Here is an 18,380-nt window from a genome sequence, read left to right as displayed (position 1 = left end):
GAGGATCACATGGCCGCAGCCATTCGCCCACGCACCATTATGGCTAGCATTACCGCTGGCTGCGCCCTCATCGCAGCATCGACCCTGCAGGCTCAGGCAGCGCCGATGCCTTCCAGCCTGCCGTCGACGCCCACAATTGAGCACCAGCTCAATGACTTTTTCGAGCGCTACTCTCCGGTTGACCATTTGGGGCGTCCCACTCCGAAAACAGCCACACAAATCCGTGATTTCGCCCACCAACCGTGGATACCACCCCAAGCACGGGATGCAATCTTGCAGGCACTCGATTTCGCCATCGGCGCCGGTGAAACTGGTGGGCCAGACCTGCCACAACAAGGCCCGAATTTCACACAGTTTGGCTGGCCAACGGTGGCAGGCTCATGCATCAACGGCACACACAACAGCGTCGGCACAGCAATAGCAGTACCGGGGCCAGCGGAGATTCCAGCTCCGGGCGCGCGCGCCCACGAAACCGCCTTCCTGTTCACTGCACTAGGAACCGCCCCAGCTGCCCACAGCCAAGATATGCGGGCGCATTGGTTCAACCTGAGCAATGGCAAATACGGTACTGCCGCCTTGGGCAATCACGGCATCAATCCCGAAGGCCCAGCCACCATTTCTGGCGTCGCCGATACTGGTCGCGGAACCATCGTGGCCCTGCTGGAAGGCAGCGTGCACACAGAACACAGTAAGTGCAACTATTTCCCCACCGCAGCCATCATCACCAGTTAAACTTCGTTGAGATCATGCACCCAGTTAAACAAGAAACTTTCGCCACCGAATGCGGCATCAATATCGACCCGAAAGGCTTCCACCGCGTGGTCGATACTTACCGTGAAACACGATTCGGTTTGTACATGGCCCGGGGCGCTGATCATCCACAATTCGGTTATTTGGAGTCGTGGCTACTGCCAGATCTTTCCCTGCGTGTGAGCATTTTTCACTACCGCCCAGGTTATGAAAGGCCGCAAGACTATTACATTGACATTGTTGATATTAGCAGGGTCGATATCAACAATGCCGATATCAAAAAAGCCGATATCAGCAACCTAGACGCAGTTACCTCCACCATCCCGCGATCACTATCCGCCGAAACAACGCGTGCTTGGCACACCCGGGATTTATACGTTGACATCGTCTCATTAACTGGGAAGCAAGTCGACGTACTCGATATTGACGAACTCGCAGAGGCCACCGCCGAAGGCCTCATCAGTGCCGAGGATGCCGAACACGCCATCGAGGCCACGCTACGCGCGGTAGAAGGCATTACTCGCCACGATGATAATGTCCTCGCCTGGCTGGATTCTTTGAACATCCCCATTTCCTGGGCGGATCCGGCAACTATTGAGCTCACCCCACCACTACAAAACTAGGCTCCCAGCAGCTAGGCACCGAGCAACAGTGACACCGCCATGATCGCCATGCCCGCTATCAGCCCGTATACGGCGGCATGGTGTCGCCCGGTCACCTCGGCCGTCGGCAAGAGTTTATCCAAACTGATAAACACCATCACGCCGGCGACCGCGGAGAACACAACTCCCAACGCCGCAGGCCCCATGATCGGCATTAATAGAGCAAACCCCACGACGGCACCGAGTGGTTCTGCTAAGCCCGACAAGGTTGCTGCCGCCCACGCTTTCCACCTAGAACCCAGTGCTTCGCGCAACGGGATCGCAACCGCAATGCCTTCCGGGATGTTGTGAATAGCAATCGCTACCGCCACACCGACAGCGATACCAGGCTCTTCCAGGCCAGCGATGAACGTCGCCAAGCCTTCCGGGAAGTTATGAATGGCAATCGCTGCGGCAGTAAACACCCCGGTCTTAAGAAATCGAGCTCTCGGGTCATTTTGCAGCTGTAACGGCTCATGCGGGTTCACGTCTTCGGGAACCAACCGATCGATGATGAGAATCATGAGAATTCCGGCAAAAAATCCCGCGACCGCCCAACCACCAATAGATTCCATGGCCTTCGGTAAGATTTCGACGAACGACACGTAGAGCATGACACCAGCAGATAACCCTAATGAGGCGGCCATAAACGCTGGACCGGGGCGTCTTTTGGCAATTGCAATCGCGCCGCCGATTCCGGTGGAAAGCCCGGCGGCAAGTGTGAGTGCGAACGCGAATAAGATCGTGGAAGTGTCGTACATCGTTTCCCGAAAGTCGGTGACTGATTAAACTAAGCGGTGTTGTATTGCAGAGTGGTATTGCAGATCGTCATTGGCGAAGATCTATTACCAAGCATGTTAAACGTGCCGTGCACATTGCGCGACAGTCAGGGTGATTCAAGTGCAGAATTTTCCGCTGCCAGCTAGCGCCGTCCACATCAGCGACCCGATCGTGGCCGAGCGCGCATTCAGTGCAGCCGTACTCAGCCTGCCCATGGTGCAGGTAGACCAGCCGCAAGGCCGACATGCACGTGAAACTGGCGGGCAGCCAGTCGAAATAGAACTTCCCGTCACTATGACCTTCCACGGAGCTTGGCGCGTCCATGCAGCCACGGGCGTTATTGCCCTGCTTGCCGACGTCGACGCCCTGCGGCCGCTACGCACGGTGAAAATTTCGGCGACTGCACGAATCAGTCTCAGCACCGGCCGGATCCGGGTCGAAATCCTCGCACCCATCGCTCCGTGGATCGTAGCGGTGAACAACCCCGAAGGCCCAGTCGTTGTGGGATCACGGTATTTCCCGGTGCAGTCGGGATATGACATGCGTAATTACGGCACCTCGCATATGTATGCGGTTGTTGCAGGGACCAGCGTGTTTCTCGATGGCAATAAATTAGGCACGCTTGCGCTGCCAGAGCCAGTTGAGTCCCCAATCAACGTACGGACATATTGTGCAGACGGGCAGATGGTGGTGGCACTACCTACCGGTACGCCACGCTTCGTGGAAATACCGGCTTTAGCACAGCCATTAGATATTTACCCGGCCGCGGCGATCGTTCAACCGTTACCGCACGGTAACCGCGTTATTCACCAACCGGTGCTTCCGGAAACTCCGCTTCATGAAGCACCTACAGACGATAAACTTTAAACTTCACGTGCGGCGGACCACTACGGTCCTTTCCACGCAATACCGTGGGAATGAAATCATTCGCCGCCGGGTGATCTTCCAGCTCAGCTAGGTAGCGTTCGTGGCAGGCCAGCGAGGAAATCGCTGCCTGTTCGTCGTCATCACTGACGTAATAAATGTGGTCGGAGTCTATATCGCTGACGATCCAGAATTGCTGAGCTGACCACGCTGGTTCGTCCATATCCCGAAATACCCACGGGTTTGCAGCATCTCGCGTGGCGTCCAGGGCAGCAAGCCCTACTACTCGGTGATCAGCTTGGTTTAGCCCACCCGGCAATTCCATCCCCATGGGCAGCGTCACGATGGCATCAGGTTGGAACTGGCGAATCTTGCGTGCGATGGCCTGTCGTAGTTCGAGGTTATAAACCAAGTGGCCATCCGGGAAGTCTAAAATCTCCAACGAATCCACCCCCACTGCCTGGCACGCATGCCGCTGTTCATCGGCACGCAATGGGCCGCACTCTTCTGGGGCCATCGAAGCAATACCTGCCTCGCCAGAAGTCAGTAGCAAATAACCGACCTCGATGCCTTCTTGCTGGATCCAAGCATGCGATGCCGCCGAGAGACCGTATTCCGGATCATCCGGGTGTGCAACGACCACCAGCACCTTTGTGATGTCAGTGAGCTCCAGCGGTGCAAGTGCGGTGCCACTGTTGCCGCCGTGTTGGCGGGTATGCGAATGATTGTGATTGCGTTTTGTGCTCATGCACCCCATTATGCCGCCCGATTGCTGGCACCGACCTCAGCTACTACAGTTCGCGCTTTTTCACCCAACCAACCACGCTGTAGGTCACGGGCAATAAGATCGCTTCCATCGCGGTCTTCCACACGAACCCCACAACGACGTAATTGATGAGATCAGGCAGCGTACTAATGCCGATCGCGGTAGCAGCGATCAGGCAAAACACGAGGGTGTCGCCGAATTCGCCAACCACGGTAGAGCCCATCAGCCGCTGCCACAACGGTGCCGAGGCGTCACGATTTTTCATCTTCGTCAACACCCAGGCATTCAGCAACTGGCCAACGGCATATCCAGCCAACGACGCTGCGACGATCTGTGGCACCAGCCCCAGCACCGTAGAAAACGCTTCTTGGTTTTCGTAAAAATCCGCCGCGGGTAACCAAATAGCAATATAAAACGCGATGACCGCGCCCAGTGCGGAGGTAAAACCTGTCCAGATCGCAACGCGAGTGGCTTTAAAGCCATAGCATTCTGCCAACACGTCACCAATGACATAGGCGATCGGGAACAAGAAAAACGCACCATCAGTCACCAACGGGCCGATGGTGACGCCTTTACTGGCCGTGATATTCGAAATTACGAACACCACAACAAAAGCCGCTACGAAAATCGGGTATAACCCAGCACGGACTGGGATATACCTCGCTGTGGACTTCTTATCTGCTTGATCAATCAGCGGTTCTGCGGAATTAGTAGCCATTGCGGTTACGCGCCGGTCTTCCAGTCACACACGTCGCCGTCCTGCATAATGTAGTCCTTGCCTTCCAAACGCACCTTACCTGCGTTGCGGGCAGCAACCATCGAGCCAGCTTCATCCAAGTCAGAAAACGACACGATCTCGCCTTTAATGAAAGTTTTTTCGAAATCGGAGTGGATCACGCCAGCTGCCTGTGGTGCGGTAGCGCCTTTTTTGATGGTCCAGGCACGGGCTTCTTTCGGCCCTGCCGTCAGGTAGGTCTGCAATCCCAAGGTTTCGAAGCCGGCACGAGCCAGCGTATTCAGTCCTGGTTCATTTTGTCCGACAGATTCCAAAAGCTCAGCGGCTTCGTCTTCTTCCAGCTCCAACAGCTCGGTTTCGGTTTTCGCGTCCAAGAACACACAGTCTGCTGGTGCAACCAGTTCCGCCAATTCCGCGCGCTTCGCCTCGTCGGTCAGTACTCCCTCATCGGAGTTAAAGACGTACAAAAACGGCTTGGTGGTCATCAGGTGCAGCTCACGCAGTGGAGCTAGTTCAATTTCACCGTTTTTGGCCGCTGCATACAGGGTGCGATCATCTTCCAGAATTGCGCGAGCTGCTTTCGCTGCTTCGACAACCTCGCCTAAATCTTTATTCTTTTTCGCGTCCTTTTCCAGCCGTGGCAGCGCTTTTTCCAGTGTCTGCAGGTCCGCGAGAATCAGCTCAGTGTTGATGATCGAAATATCGCTGGTGGGATCCACCTTGCCATCCACGTGAATCACGTTATCGTCAGCAAAGGCGCGAACCACCTGGCAGATCGCATCAGCCTCGCGGATATTCGACAAGAAAGCATTGCCCATGCCTTCGCCTTCCGAGGCACCTTTCACAATGCCAGCAATATCAACGAAAGACACGATGGCTGGCAGAATACGTTCTGAGGAAAAGATTTCTGCTAAACGACGCAATCGCGGATCCGGCAATTCCACCTGGCCAACGTTGGGCTCGATGGTGGCGAACGGATAGTTCGCTGCCAAAATTTCGCTACGGGTCAGGGCATTAAACAAAGTGGACTTGCCGACGTTGGGCAATCCGACGATTCCTAAAGTAAGACTCACAGCGCTCATCCTAACTTATTAGCTGCACAAGCTTCGACCTTTGGGCTTTCTCGCCTCACTGCTGTGAATAAGGCATGATAATAGACGTGAGTACGAAGCCAAACCGAGCAAGCGATTCCGTAGAAGCGGAGTCTGCTCCGCAGGATATCGAGTGGTCGGAAATCACACCGCACCCACCCGGCGATCAAGTCGATCGTTCAGTGGTGCTCGGCCACGTCATCAAGCAGGCCGCCACCTGGGCGCTGCGCCTTATTATTTTGGGTGCTTTTGTCTACTTTTTGGGCCGCATCCTCGGTCGTTTCTGGGCAGGCGTACTTCCGATCACCTTTGCGCTGATCATCTGCACGGTTTTGGCCCCTATCTCGAGCCGCTTACGCAAAGCGGGTTTTCCCAGTGCACTCGCGGCATTAGTGACGTTGGGTGGATTCGTCGGTCTGGTCAGCGGCACCATTTTTTATATTGCGCCGGATTTTGTGCGTCAATCCCAGGGACTTTACTTACAAACGGTTGAAGGCATCCAACGCGTGCAGGTCTGGCTACAAGGTCCGCCGCTGCATCTCAATAGTGAAGACCTGTCCAACGTCATTGAAGAAATATTCACCTGGTTACAGGAACAGGCCGACACCATTGTCGGCGGCGTATTCGCTGGTATAGAGACCGCAACATCGGTGGTTATCACTATTTTCGTGGTCTTAGTTTTGACGTTTTTCTTCCTCAAAGACGGACATAAATTTTTGCCTTGGCTACGCCGCGCCACCGGACGTCGTACCGGCTGGCACTTGACCGAGCTGTTCACCCGCGCATGGCTCACCCTCGGCGGATTCATCCGCGCACAAGCGTTAGTATCGCTGATCGACGCGGTGTTCATCGGCCTCGGCTTAGTCATCATCGGCGTGCCACTGGCTTTAGCTCTTGCGATCATCACCTTCATGGCGGGATTCATCCCCTTCGCCGGTGCTATCACCGCAGGCGCCTTGTCGACGCTGATCGCGCTGGTGAGTCTCGGTTTCACCGAGGCGATTATTGTGTTGATCGTCGTCGTTGCTGTCCAACAAATCGAAAGCAATATCCTATCGCCGTGGTTCCAGGCACGCGCGATGAACCTGCACCCAGTCGTCGTTTTGATCTCTGTGATCACCGGCGCCGCCTTGTTTGGTCTCATCGGTGCGTTCTTGGCCGTACCTGTCGCCGCGATGGTCGCGGTCTGCTACCGCTATATTCAGGATCTGCTGACATTGGATTCTGGAGAACGCCGCGCCCGCGATATCACTTCTGTCACCATCGCCGGTGAGCTCGCTGCAAAATTTACCGAAGATAATGGCCGCAGCCTGCGTCGTACTTGGCGCCAAGATGGCAGCTCGCAGGCCCACGCCCACGAGGATGCCGCCAAATACACTAAAGAAGCCACAATCCATCTTGACGACGATCTCGAGGATCACTTAGAAAAACGCATCGATTTGGATGCACGTCCACAAAACAACAATCCAGAACGCCACGACCACCGTCTTGCCACCGAACGTTTGGAACGTTGGTGGTCGAAGCTGTCGCAATCCAGACCAACCGACCGCGACAGCAGCGAGAAAACCTAAGCAACACGAAGATCTACGAGTAATCTCATGACTATCTCCGCCGCCTCCGTCGTTGGCATGATCATCGCGCTTCTTTTGGGCATCGCGCTCGGGTGGTTTGCCCATGGCAGCCGGCAACCGCACAACACACAGCGGCTGCTTGTCGGCGCCTCTGATACAGCAGCAGCCCCAGACGGCTCAGTTCCGGCAGGCCCGGAACCGGCCGCACTAACGCCTGCCCTGGAGTCACTGGCGGTCGTCGAACGCTCACTTGCAAATATCGACGGGCAGTTGCGCGCTATGGAGACAGAGCGCAGCCACACCGCGGCTTCGCTGAGCAGTCAAATGCAAGCGCTATCTCGTACCTCCACCCACTTGAACGAACGGACTGATCAGCTGGTCAATGCGTTACGCAGCCCAAACGTACGCGGGCGCTGGGGTGAGATGCAGCTCAAGCGCGTCGTCGAGCTGGGTGGCATGGTTGAGCATTGCGATTTCAGTGCGCAAGCAACTGCGCGGCTGGGTGAGAAAATCGTGCGCCCCGACATGATCATCCATTTGGCAGGTGGTAGGCAGATCATCGTTGATGCCAAAGTACCGTTTTCTTCGTATCTGGATGCGCTGGATACTAATGATCCAGAAGAACACGCCGGCTATTTGCGTCGGCACGCGCACTTATTACGCACACACGTGGCGAATCTTTCCGCCAAGCCTTATCTCGATGCTTTCCAGCCGAGCCCGGAGTTCGTCGTCATGTTCGTGCCCGCAGATCCATTTCTGGATTCTGCCTTGAATACCGACCCAGACTTGCTGGAATACGCTTTCGAGCGCAATATCGTGATCGCAACGCCGACCAGTCTCTTCGGGTTGCTGCGCACGGTGGCGTTGGGGTGGCGCCAAGAAGATTTTTCCGATAAAGCAAAAGAAATTCACGAGCTGGGCAGACAATTGTATTCTCGGCTGAATACCGTCGGAGAGCACTATAATCGCGTGGGCCGAAGCCTCGACAAAGCAGTAGAAGCGTATAATTCAACGCTTTCCTCGCTGGATTCCCGAGTGATGGTCACGGCACGGCGACTCGCCGGGATGGGCGTGAGCTCACGAGAGGCAACCAAGCCGTACCACGCTGCACAGCGAGCTCGGCACAGCGTCGCAAATCCGTACACTGATGACGGAGAACTGGGGGTAAGCTCCACCCCGCTAAACCCAGATGTCGCAGACTATCGCGGCCCTAACTTGGGCTAAGATAATCGATTGTGTCTACCCAGTCTCGAAGGTCCCCCGCGCCAGGTTTCACCGGCCTGTCGTTGCCGCTTGCACTCGTACTAGTGCTGGCCGCCAGCGTGACAGGATTATTGCTGAGTATTTTGGCTAATGGCCTCGGCTGGCCGTTTTTGTTGTGCTTTTTAGTCGCTGCAGCATTTGTCACACTGTTTGTGGAGCCAGAATCGCTGTTTCTTACCGTGGCACCACTGCCCTTATTTTTTGGTATTTTCGCGTTTTTCACTTCGTGGGCCAGCAACGCAGCTGCAGCGCCAGACGGGGCCAATTGGGCTTCTCGGACGATGGTGTGGACATCAATTTATGCGGTGGTCGAATACTTCCCAGCACTCGCACTGATCACGGTGCTCACGATAGCCATCGCTGTTGTACGTCTCATGCTGTTGCGCGGGCAGGCCAAGATTCATGACCGCTCACATCGTCAGCGACGCTCCAGCCAGCGGGAATCTGACCGCCGTAATATCCGCTCAGCATCCCGGGCCCGCGAGCGCACCAACCGGGTAACGGTGGAAGAGCTCATGGCCCGCAATCGCGCTGATAACGCTACGCGCTCGCCTATTCGATCCTCGCGTTTGCCACAATCGCAAACCGGAAATCGGCTGCGCCCACAACCAGAGCCGCAACGACAACCACAACAACAGCGTCGAAATGCGGAGACCGAAAACGGACAGACAGAATATATCCGGCCGGCAGAACCACGGCGTACGGTTAACCGGCGGTCTACTTACCGGCAGTCTGCGACTGACGCACAAGATAATAATTCCAGCAGCACAACGCGGCAACGTAGAACAAATCAGCCGCGTTATTAACACAGTTAGTGAATAACGCGGCCGATTAAATGGGGCTTAGTAGCTTAATTGTGGGCCGGTTTTTTCCGATTACGATTCCGCGCTGGACGCAGATCGCGGGGCAGTGAAAATTGGATGGTTTCGGTAGTCGTCGTCACTTCTTTGACACGAGAATAACCGCGCTGATCCAACCATTCGACGACGTCACGCACCAATAATTCCGGCACCGAAGCACCGCAGGTTACGCCGACTGTTTTCACGCCATCCAGCCATTCTTCTTTGATCTCGTCGGCAAAGTCCACCAAATACGACGCTGTGGAACCGGCATCAAGCGCGACTTCAACCAAACGCTTGGAATTCGATGAGTTGGTGGAGCCCACCACGATCATCAATTCGCAATGCGGAGCAATCGCGCGTACCGATTCCTGGCGGTTTTGCGTCGCATAGCAGATATCGTCGCTCGGTGGGTTTTCCAGGTGTGGGAAACGCTCGCGCAACTTGTTCACGATATCCATGGTTTCAGTGACCGACAGCGTGGTTTGTGAAAGCCACACAATTTTTTCATCCACCAGTGATTCCGGAAGCTGATCCACGCCCTCGACGCCGTCGACAAGATACGTTACTTCTGGCGCGTGCCCAGCGGTACCTTCGACCTCCTCGTGGCCTTCGTGACCAACAAGCAAAATATGGTAACCATCCCGGGCAAAGCGTTCCGCCTCGCGATGTACCTTGGTCACCAGCGGGCAGGTTGCATCCAGCGTGAGCTGCTTACGCTCCGAGGCTTCGGCGCGCACAGCCGGTGAAATTCCGTGCGCAGAAAACACCAAGTGCGCACCTTCAGGCGCTTCTTCGGCTTCATTGACGAAAATAACGCCTTTCTTTTCAAAAGATTGCACCACGTATTTGTTGTGCACAATTTCTTTGCGCACGTAGATGGGCGCGCCATATTTTTCTAAGGCCTTTTCCACCGTCTCAACGGCACGGTCCACTCCGGCGCAATATCCGCGGGGTGCCGCGAGGAGAACATTGGGTTCTTGCACAGCCTGTTCAGTCATGCCTTCCAGGGTATCCAATACGTCAACACCCAGTACAATGGGCGAGCATTAGGACGGCTTCTTCAGGTCGGCCAGCACACACTCGTCGTGAAGCGAAGGGATCATTGTTGAGTAGACCACCCGCAACATTCGAGAATCCATGGTCAGTCAGCACTGTTAATACCGAGGTCAAAGGCTGGATTGAGCGGCTTGGCTATTTGTGGGTGGAAGGTCAGCTCACCCAAATCAATATGAAGCCTTCGTGGAAGCTGTCCTACCTCACCCTGCGCGATGTGAACCAAGAAATGTCGGTCTCATTGACGGCTTCGACGGCGTTGTTGCAAAACTTACCGACCCCGATCAAAGACGGCGACCGCATCGTGGTTTATGGCAAGCCCGCGTTTTATGCCGGCCGGGGTTCATTTTCGCTGTGGGTCACCGAAATCCGGCATGTCGGGGTCGGCGAATTGCTGGCCCGTATCGAAAACCTGCGGCGGGCATTGGCTGCGGAGGGGCTTTTCGACGCCTCGCGGAAGCTGCCACTTCCCTATCTTCCGCGCACCATCGGTTTGATCACTGGCCGCGGTTCGGCGGCAGAGCGCGACGTGTTGTCTGTCGCCCGCGACCGGTGGCCACAGGTTAATTTCCGGGTTCTCAACACCGCCATGCAGGGTGCCCAAGCCGTCAGCCAGGTGATAGAAGCGCTAGAGAAATTGGATGCCGATGATGAGGTGGATGTCATCATCATCGCGCGCGGTGGTGGCAGTGTCGAGGATCTTTTGCCGTTTTCGGAAGAAGCGCTGCAGCGTGCTGTGTCTGCCGCACGCACCCCGGTGGTTTCGGCGATTGGGCACGAACCTGATTCCCCGGTATTAGACAATGTAGCTGATCTGCGCGCAGCAACCCCAACAGATGCGGCCAAACGGGTGGTCCCGGATGTTGCCGAGGAGCACGCGCTTCTCGACGAAGCACGCGCCCGCATGGCACAAGCCGTCGGTCAGTGGGTGGCCCGGGAACGGAACAATCTGGATTCGTTGCGTTCTCGTCCTGTCCTGGCAGACCCACGCACGCCCATTAATGCCCGGCGCGATGAGCTCGACACTGCACTGAGTTCAATTCGGCGCGAGATGCGGCATGTGCTCGGTCAAGAGACTTCTCGGGTGGCTGCATTACGCGGACAGGTTTCGGCGTTGGGTCCGGCATCGACCTTGGAACGTGGTTATTCCATCGTGCAGGTGCTTCCGCGTGACGGTGATGCGGAAGTGGTGACCACCATCGACCAGTCGCCTCCTGGTTCCCAGCTACGCATTCGTGTCTCTGATGGCTCGATCACCGCGGCGGGCATGGGAACCCAACGCGCGGATTAGTCCGTTGACAAGCGTGATCGCTGTTAGCCATTGAGCGAGTTAGCCAGTGAGCAAATTATTTTCAAGAAAGGTTGCACCATGAACGATTCTTTTGGCACCGGAAACCCGAGCGAGCAAACCCCTGTCGACAACCTCAGCTATGAACAAGCCCGCGACGAACTCATCGAAACGGTGAAAATCCTGGAGCTGGGACAGATGGGTCTGGATGAATCACTGAAGTATTGGGAACGCGGCGAGGCGTTGGCTAAGCGTTGTGAAGAGCATTTAGACCGCGCCAGTAAACGCGTCGACGAGGCGATGAATGCCCGGGGCGGTCGGGATCACCACGATGCTGATACTGACACTGATGTGAACGGCGATTCTTAAGCCTGGTTGCCGTCCAGAAGCTCTCGCCTCGAACGCGGCATATCATTTCTGTGTAGCGTGGATGACGCCACTGTGGCCAGTACCGGTAGCAGGGCGATTTTCTGGAAAGGAATACCATTGAGCACGGAAAACGATACTCGAATTGATTTTCTCTATTTGTCTGAGCAGGACATGATCGACGCCGGGGTTACTGACTCTGCTCAGTGCGTCGAGGCGATGGAAGAAACTCTTATTTTGCTCGCTGAAGGCGATTACCGCATGGCTGGGGCTACTGCGAATTCGCACGGCGCGCAGATTAGTTTTCCGACTAATCCTGAACACAAGTCCATGCCTGCCGACGGTCCGGATCGCCGCTTCATGGCCATGCCGGCATATCTCGGGGGCCGTTTCCGTAATACTGGCGTGAAATGGTACGGCTCAAATGCAGAAAACCGGAAGAAAGATCTGCCCCGTTCCATTCACGTCTTTGTTCTTAACGACGCCGATACCGGTGCTCCATTGTCGATTATGTCGGCGAACCTGCTTTCGGCCTATCGCACCGGAGCTGTCCCAGGCGTTGGTGTCAAGCACTTAGCGGTGGAGAATGCAGAAACCGTGGGCATCATTGGTCCTGGTGTGATGGCCCGGACCATCCTCGGTTCTGCTATTTCGCAGCGGCCATCCATTAAACATGTGAAGTTGAAAGGCCGCAGCGCTGGCTCTACAGAGAAGGCTGCGGACTGGATCCGTGACAATTACGACGTCAAGGTCACTGTCGTTGATTCCGAGCAAGCGGCCATTGAAGGTTCAGATATCTGCATTTCCGCAACGACGACATCAGCAGATGGCCCGGAAGCTTATCCGTATTTCAAAAAAGAATGGATCAAACCAGGTGCCTTGTTGCTCTGCCCTGCAGCAGCGCGTATGGATGAAGATTTCCTAACGTCTGACGAGTGCACCCTGGTCTGGGACTATGAAGGCCTGTATGACGAGTGGTATCGGGAAAACGGTCCAGGCCAGACGTATAAATCACTCGGCATCATTGGCAGCCACTGGTATGACATGATCAAAGAGTCGCGGTTGGATCCACAACAGATCACCAATATGGGTGATATTGCCTCGGGCAAGGCTGTTGGCCGGGAAAACGATGAGCAGATTATTTGTTATTCGGTGGGCGGTATGCCGGTCGAAGACGTCGCTTGGGCAACGGATGTGTACCACAATGCGGTGGACAAAGGCATTGGCACCTCACTTAACTTGTGGGATGTCCCGGCGCTGAAGTAGCACTCCGCGCTTGCGCAGACGCCTTCCAAGCAACGCGTCTGCTACCAATTTTTGTTACCAACCCTCTTACTATTGATACTTCTACTTCTGCTGAACATCGATAATTCTGCGAGGAGCAGCCATGGCAGTCACTACTGTGACCGAGTTATTGGACTATTTTGAAGCCCATTCCGTCGAATATTTGGACATGCGCTTTACTGATTTGCGAGGCATAGAACACGCACTGACTATTCCCGCTAGCGCATTTACCGAAGAGGCGGCGAATGAAGGATTTGCCTTTGACGGTTCTTCTATCGACGGCTTCGCAACAGTCGATGAATCCGACATGATGCTGCACCCGGATATTTCGACCGCTTATATCGATCCTTTCCGGGCACGCAAGACCGTCAATATGAAGTTTTTCGTGCACAAACCGGATTCCGATGGTGCAGCATATTCCCGAGACCCGCGCAGTATTGCACGGCATGCTGAGGAGTATCTGAAAGAAACTGGCATCGCTGATACCTGCTATATCGGCTGCGAGGCGGAATTTTTCGTCTTCGATTCCGTACGCTATTCCACCGCGGTCAACTCTGCATTCCACCACGTTGATTCCGACGAGGGCTGGTGGCGTTCCGGGGAAAAGACCATGGTTAATGGCGAACCAAACCGGGGAAACCAAATCCAAATCAATGATGGCTATTTCCCCGTCGCCCCGTACGACAAAACCATCGCGGTGCGCGATGAGATCGCACACCACCTCACCACCTGTGGTTTTGAGGTTGAGCGATTTCACCACGAAATTGCCACTGGCGGCGTGCAAGAAGTCAACTACAAGTTCAACACCTTGCTAGCAGCCGGCGATGATCTGCAAACGTTCAAATACATCGTGAAAAATACCGCCGAAGCGATGGGACAAACCGCGACGTTCATGCCCAAGCCATTGGAAAACGACGGCGGTTGCGGCATGCACGCGCACCAGTCGCTGTGGAAAAACGGCGAACCGCTGTTCTATGGCGACGGCTATGCCGGACTCTCGGATCTGGGGCGCTGGTATATCGGTGGGTTGCTCAAACACGCAGGTGCAGTGTTGGCTTTTACCAATCCGACAGCGAACTCCTACCGACGTTTGTATTCCGGTTTTGAAGCTCCGGTTAACTTGGCGTATTCGGAATCAAACCGATCGGCAGCGATTCGAATTCCAGCAGCCGGTAACAGCCCGGCAGCCAAGCGCTTAGAATTCCGTGCTCCAGACCCTTCGGGTAACCCCTATCTGGGTTTTGCCGCGCAGTTGTTAGCTGGGCTGGACGGGATTCAGAACCAGATTGATCCAGGACCACCAGCAGATTTCGATTTATCTGCTGCCGACAGCGACCAGGCCCAGAACGTCAAGCGCGTGCCGTATTCCCTAGAGCGTTCCTTGGAAGCATTGGATAGCGACCGCGAGTTCCTCACCCGAACCGGGGTGTTTAGTGATTCTCTGATCGACGCACACATCCAGTTGAAATACGACAAAGAGATCATGCCGCTGCGTAAAGGCCCAACACCGAAGGAATTCGAGCTGTATTACAACGTGTAATGGTTCCTAGGCTTTCCTAGGCTTTCCTTGGCTAGCGCTCAGCGAGCCGATTAAGCAGGCTGATAAGCCTCAGCCTGCAGGGTTGCCTCGATGATCGTGGCGAATTCGTCATCCGATGCCACTCCGTCGAAAAGCACCGTCGTGCCGTCTTTTTCTACGCCCCACAACCTGCTCACCGAATCATCATCGGCGAATTTCAGCGTGACCTCGCGGCCAGAGACCTGCCGGGTTTCCTCATGCGGCCGGTACTTACTATCAAAGGCTTGTAGTGCCTGGTCGAGGGGAACACCAGTCTGCGCAATTTGGATGAAGCCGCGTTCTGCAGTAACCCAGCCAACGACGGTCGACGATTCACCATCGATCAGCTTCCGTCGTGCGGAATTCGGCACCCAATTATCTGGCGTGTCTGGAAAAAAGATGTCATAGTCGGCGGCGCGAGCTTCATTGTCGATAAAAGCCTGCGGGTCGACCTCATGAACAGGCTCAAACTCCGGTTCACCGGGGCTATATGACCAGAGGCCGGTCGGTGCGACCACCACGATCATGGCAATAACAATGACGGCGACAGAGATCACCATGTCTCGGCCACCTTGAAAAATTGCGGGTTTTTTAGATTCGCCAGCCACGTTCAACAGTATGGCATGACTACCGCATTTTGTCGCCTTTATTAGCCCTCTATAGGGTGCGCCCCACAACAGTTGACCAATTTAGTGGAACAATGGAAATAATGTTTGTGCTCGTGCTAGCTGCCTAGAACGCGCACACACGAAAAACACTTGAACCGTACTAGAGCTAAGGCTCATGACACAGGAGGATTCATGTCCGCTCCCACCTCGTATATTCCTGACCGCAACCTTGCCATGGAGCTGGTCCGCGTCACCGAAGCTGCTGCTTTGGCCTCGGGCCGCTGGGTAGGTCGTGGCCAGAAAAATGAGGGCGACGGTGCCGCAGTAGATGCCATGCGCAGCCTGATTAATTCGGTGCACATGGACGGCGTTGTCGTGATTGGCGAGGGCGAAAAAGACGAAGCTCCGATGCTCTACAACGGCGAAAACGTCGGCACGGGTGAAGGTCCGCAGGTTGACATCGCCGTCGACCCGGTGGACGGCACCCGGTTGATGGCGGAAGGCCGCCCAAATGCTATTTCCGTGATTGCCGCTGCAGAACGCGGCACCATGTTTGATCCATCCGCGGTCTTTTATATGAACAAGATCGCAGTTGGCCCAGAAGCACGTGGTGCGATCGACATCAACGCATCCGTGGCAGACAACATCGCCGCCGTCGCCAAGGCCAAGGGCATCAAGATCGCAGAGATGAACGTCGTCGTGCTGGACCGTCCACGCCACGAGAGGCTGATCAAAGAAATCCGTGAGGCAGGTGCCAAAGTGCGCTTGATCATGGACGGTGACGTCGCAGGCGCTATTGCAGCGGCACAATCGCATGATTCAAACACCGTGGACATGATGATGGGTATTGGCGGTACCCCGGAAGGTATCATCACAGCTTGTGCCATGAAGTGCATGGGTGGCGAAATTCAGGGCAAACTCTGGCCGCAGAGTGAGGAAGAGGCCGAAAAGGCACGCGCTGCTGGACACGACCTGGACAAGGTGCTGACCACCGATGACTTGGTGTCCTCCGACAACTGCTACTTCGCTGCCACTGGTGTCACCGACGGCGACATGGTCCGCGGGGTGTCCTACCGACCTGCCGGTGCAGTGACCCGCAGCTTGGTCATGCGTTCGAAATCCGGCACCACCCGTTATGTCGAATCAATTCACCAACTGGCTAAGCTGCAGGAATACTCCGTGGTCGATTACAGCGGCAAATAATCAGTAACTTCTACGGGAAATAATTCCCAAACGCTGGAATACTGGTAGGAAGCACGGGCTTAAGCTTATGCCTCAAGTTCACGGCTTGACGTTCACAGCTTGGCCCGGTGCATGACTACACAGATGCACATTTGCACGTATTACGCACTTACGTATTGAGTTGAAGGTGAGAAAATGACCGAGCAAGAATACCGCATCGAACACGACACGATGGGCGAAGTTAAGGTTCCGAAAAACGCTTTGTGGCGTGCACAAACCCAGCGTGCGGTGCAGAACTTCCCTATTTCTGGTCGTGGGCTAGAGTCTGCACAGATCCGCGCGATGGGGCTTCTCAAGGCTGCCTGTGCGCAGGTTAATAAGAACAACGGCTCGCTGGATGCCGACAAGGCCGATGCCATCATTGCCGCTGCTAAGGATATTGCGTCCGGCAAGTACGACGACGAATTCCCAATCGACGTTTTCCAGACTGGTTCCGGCACTTCGTCGAACATGAACACCAACGAGGTCATCGCCTCCTTGGCAAAGCAGGCTGGCACCGAGGTCCACCCAAACGATGACGTCAACATGGGCCAGTCCTCGAACGACACCTTCCCGACGGCTACCCACGTCGCAGCAACCGAAGCTGCCGTGAAAGATCTGATCCCTGGTCTCCAACAGCTGCACGATTCGCTGTTGAATAAGGCCAAGGAATGGAAGGACGTCGTGAAGTCCGGCCGCACCCACTTGATGGACGCCGTGCCTGTCACCTTGGGACAGGAATTCGGCGGTTATGCTCGCCAGATCGAGTTGGGCATCGAGCGCATCAAGGCCACCCTGCCACGCCTGGGTGAACTGCCTATCGGCGGTACTGCTACCGGAACCGGCCTGAACACGTCCGCTGACTTCGGTGCACAGGTTACCGAGGAGCTCAATAAGCTGACAGATCTCGACGAACTGCGCGAGGCCGTCGATCACTTCGAGGCACAGGCCAACCGCGACGCACTGGTGGAATTTTCTGGTGCTATGAAGGTCGTCGCTGGCTCGTTGTACAAGATCACCAACGACATCCGCTTGATGGGTTCTGGTCCACTGACTGGCCTGGGCGAGATTCGTCTGGCTGATCTGCAGCCTGGTTCTTCCATCATGCCGGGTAAGGTCAACCCGGTTCTGTGTGAGACCGCTACCCAGGTTTCCGCCCAGGTCATTGGTAACGATGCCGCTGTTGCCTTCGGTGGTACCCAGGGTCAGTTTGAGTTGAACGTCTTTATCCCGATGATGGCCCGCAATGTTCTGGAATCAGCTCGCCTGCTGGCAAATACTTCCCGCGTATGTGCTGAGCGCCTGATTGATGACATTGAGCCAAACCGCGAGATAATGAAGACTTCCGCGCAGTCTTCCCCATCGATTGTGACCCCGCTGAACTCGGCGATCGGTTACGAGAACGCCGCAAAGGTGGCTAAGCACGCACTCGCCAAGGAAATCACCATCCGTGAGGCCGTCATTGACCTGGGCTTCGTTGGCGACGACTTGTCTGAAGAAGAGCTGGACAAGCGTCTCGACGTTCTGGCCATGGCGAACACGGACCGCGATCGCTTCTAGCGCACCGCTGGCTCCCAACTCCAGCTCTTAATGTAGGTAGCTGTGAACGCAGCACCACCTACGTAGCGCCGCTATGTTCGCAGCGTTGCATCGATGTCGCGCCCCGGGCTTACTGCCCGGGGCGTTTTGCGTCCGCTA

18 protein-coding genes are annotated in these 18,380 nt (G+C 55.5%); 12 read left to right on the top strand and 6 right to left on the bottom strand.

The features are described 5' to 3' along the window. Nucleotides 1–9: 9 nt before the first annotated feature. Nucleotides 10–732 carry an Rv1157c family protein gene (locus B142_RS0102390; RefSeq protein WP_018119948.1) on the top strand — a complete coding sequence of 241 codons (723 nt, stop codon included), beginning with the start codon at nucleotides 10–12 and terminating at the stop codon, nucleotides 730–732. Between the two features lie 14 nt (nucleotides 733–746). After that, nucleotides 747–1,373, top strand: a complete 627-nt coding sequence (locus B142_RS0102385; RefSeq protein ID WP_018119947.1) for a ribonuclease FAU-1 family protein — start codon at nucleotides 747–749, stop codon at nucleotides 1,371–1,373. 11 nt (nucleotides 1,374–1,384) lie between these two features. Here B142_RS0102385 and zupT read toward each other — a convergent pair whose 3' ends face one another. Continuing rightward, nucleotides 1,385–2,152 (bottom strand): zinc transporter ZupT, encoded by a 768-nt coding sequence (gene zupT, locus B142_RS0102380; protein WP_018119946.1) that lies wholly within the window; start codon nucleotides 2,150–2,152, stop codon nucleotides 1,385–1,387. A gap of 139 nt (nucleotides 2,153–2,291) precedes the next feature. Between zupT and B142_RS0102375 the strand changes: the two genes are divergently transcribed. Beyond that, on the top strand, nucleotides 2,292–3,038 hold the full coding sequence (locus tag B142_RS0102375) for a hypothetical protein (protein ID WP_155860915.1): 747 nt from the start codon (nucleotides 2,292–2,294) through the stop codon (nucleotides 3,036–3,038). On the opposite strand, the gene B142_RS0102370 is transcribed toward B142_RS0102375, so the two are convergent. Genes B142_RS0102370 through ychF form a run of 3 tightly spaced genes read right to left on the bottom strand, consistent with a single transcriptional unit; the run spans nucleotide 3,019 to nucleotide 5,610 of the window. Next, the gene (locus tag B142_RS0102370) at nucleotides 3,019–3,783 is read right to left on the bottom strand and encodes a PIG-L deacetylase family protein (RefSeq protein ID WP_018119944.1); all 765 of its coding nucleotides are present in this window, start codon (nucleotides 3,781–3,783) and stop codon (nucleotides 3,019–3,021) included. The genes B142_RS0102375 and B142_RS0102370 overlap by 20 nt on opposite strands. 43 nt (nucleotides 3,784–3,826) lie before the next feature. Further along, nucleotides 3,827–4,519 (bottom strand): queuosine precursor transporter, encoded by a 693-nt coding sequence (locus tag B142_RS0102365; RefSeq protein WP_018119943.1) that lies wholly within the window; start codon nucleotides 4,517–4,519, stop codon nucleotides 3,827–3,829. A gap of 5 nt (nucleotides 4,520–4,524) precedes the next feature. After that, a complete protein-coding gene (gene ychF / locus B142_RS0102360; RefSeq protein WP_026167767.1) occupies nucleotides 4,525–5,610 on the bottom strand; it encodes a redox-regulated ATPase YchF in 1,086 nt (361 codons plus the stop codon). Between the two features lie 86 nt (nucleotides 5,611–5,696). Between ychF and B142_RS0102355 the strand changes: the two genes are divergently transcribed. From B142_RS0102355 to B142_RS12815, 3 genes are read left to right on the top strand one after another with little or no spacing between them, the layout of a single operon-like run. Next, nucleotides 5,697–7,199, top strand: coding sequence for an AI-2E family transporter (locus tag B142_RS0102355; protein ID WP_018119941.1), 1,503 nt, complete (start codon nucleotides 5,697–5,699; stop codon nucleotides 7,197–7,199). Nucleotides 7,200–7,226: 27 nt separating this feature from the next. Beyond that, a complete protein-coding gene (locus tag B142_RS0102350; protein WP_018119940.1) occupies nucleotides 7,227–8,423 on the top strand; it encodes a DNA recombination protein RmuC in 1,197 nt (398 codons plus the stop codon). An 11-nt stretch (nucleotides 8,424–8,434) separates the two neighbouring features. After that, the gene (locus B142_RS12815; protein ID WP_155860914.1) at nucleotides 8,435–9,268 is read left to right on the top strand and encodes a DUF6542 domain-containing protein; all 834 of its coding nucleotides are present in this window, start codon (nucleotides 8,435–8,437) and stop codon (nucleotides 9,266–9,268) included. A 44-nt stretch (nucleotides 9,269–9,312) separates the two neighbouring features. On the opposite strand, the gene B142_RS0102340 is transcribed toward B142_RS12815, so the two are convergent. After that, a complete protein-coding gene (locus B142_RS0102340) occupies nucleotides 9,313–10,302 on the bottom strand; it encodes a 4-hydroxy-3-methylbut-2-enyl diphosphate reductase (RefSeq protein ID WP_018119938.1) in 990 nt (329 codons plus the stop codon). 107 nt (nucleotides 10,303–10,409) lie between these two features. Between B142_RS0102340 and xseA the strand changes: the two genes are divergently transcribed. From xseA to glnA, 4 genes are all read left to right on the top strand, one after another. Beyond that, on the top strand, nucleotides 10,410–11,648 hold the full coding sequence (xseA, locus tag B142_RS0102335) for an exodeoxyribonuclease VII large subunit (protein WP_026167766.1): 1,239 nt from the start codon (nucleotides 10,410–10,412) through the stop codon (nucleotides 11,646–11,648). 78 nt (nucleotides 11,649–11,726) lie between these two features. Then, entirely contained in the window at nucleotides 11,727–12,014 is a 288-nt protein-coding gene (locus tag B142_RS0102330) for an exodeoxyribonuclease VII small subunit (protein WP_018119936.1), read from the top strand. 117 nt (nucleotides 12,015–12,131) lie between these two features. After that, complete coding sequence (locus B142_RS0102325; RefSeq protein ID WP_018119935.1) at nucleotides 12,132–13,277, top strand: ornithine cyclodeaminase family protein; 1,146 nt, start codon at nucleotides 12,132–12,134, stop codon at nucleotides 13,275–13,277. Between the two features lie 121 nt (nucleotides 13,278–13,398). Beyond that, complete coding sequence (glnA, locus tag B142_RS0102320) at nucleotides 13,399–14,835, top strand: type I glutamate--ammonia ligase (RefSeq protein WP_018119934.1); 1,437 nt, start codon at nucleotides 13,399–13,401, stop codon at nucleotides 14,833–14,835. A gap of 50 nt (nucleotides 14,836–14,885) precedes the next feature. Here the strand turns inward: glnA and B142_RS0102315 are convergent, their stop codons facing one another. After that, entirely contained in the window at nucleotides 14,886–15,461 is a 576-nt protein-coding gene (locus B142_RS0102315; RefSeq protein ID WP_026167765.1) for a DUF4245 domain-containing protein, read from the bottom strand. A gap of 192 nt (nucleotides 15,462–15,653) precedes the next feature. Here B142_RS0102315 and glpX point away from each other — a divergent pair, with 192 nt between their 5' ends. Then, nucleotides 15,654–16,664, top strand: a complete 1,011-nt coding sequence (glpX, locus tag B142_RS0102310) for a class II fructose-bisphosphatase (protein WP_018119932.1) — start codon at nucleotides 15,654–15,656, stop codon at nucleotides 16,662–16,664. A gap of 174 nt (nucleotides 16,665–16,838) precedes the next feature. Continuing rightward, nucleotides 16,839–18,242: a class II fumarate hydratase gene (locus B142_RS0102305; protein ID WP_018119931.1), complete on the top strand. Its 1,404-nt coding sequence runs from the start codon at nucleotides 16,839–16,841 to the stop codon at nucleotides 18,240–18,242. The last annotated feature ends 138 nt before the right edge of the window (nucleotides 18,243–18,380 follow it).

This window comes from Corynebacterium propinquum DSM 44285, from assembly GCF_000375525.1.
Lineage (GTDB): Bacteria > Actinomycetota > Actinomycetes > Mycobacteriales > Mycobacteriaceae > Corynebacterium > Corynebacterium propinquum.
The sequence above is the reverse complement of the archived record's forward strand: the minus strand, read 5'-3'. Positions and strand labels throughout refer to the sequence as shown.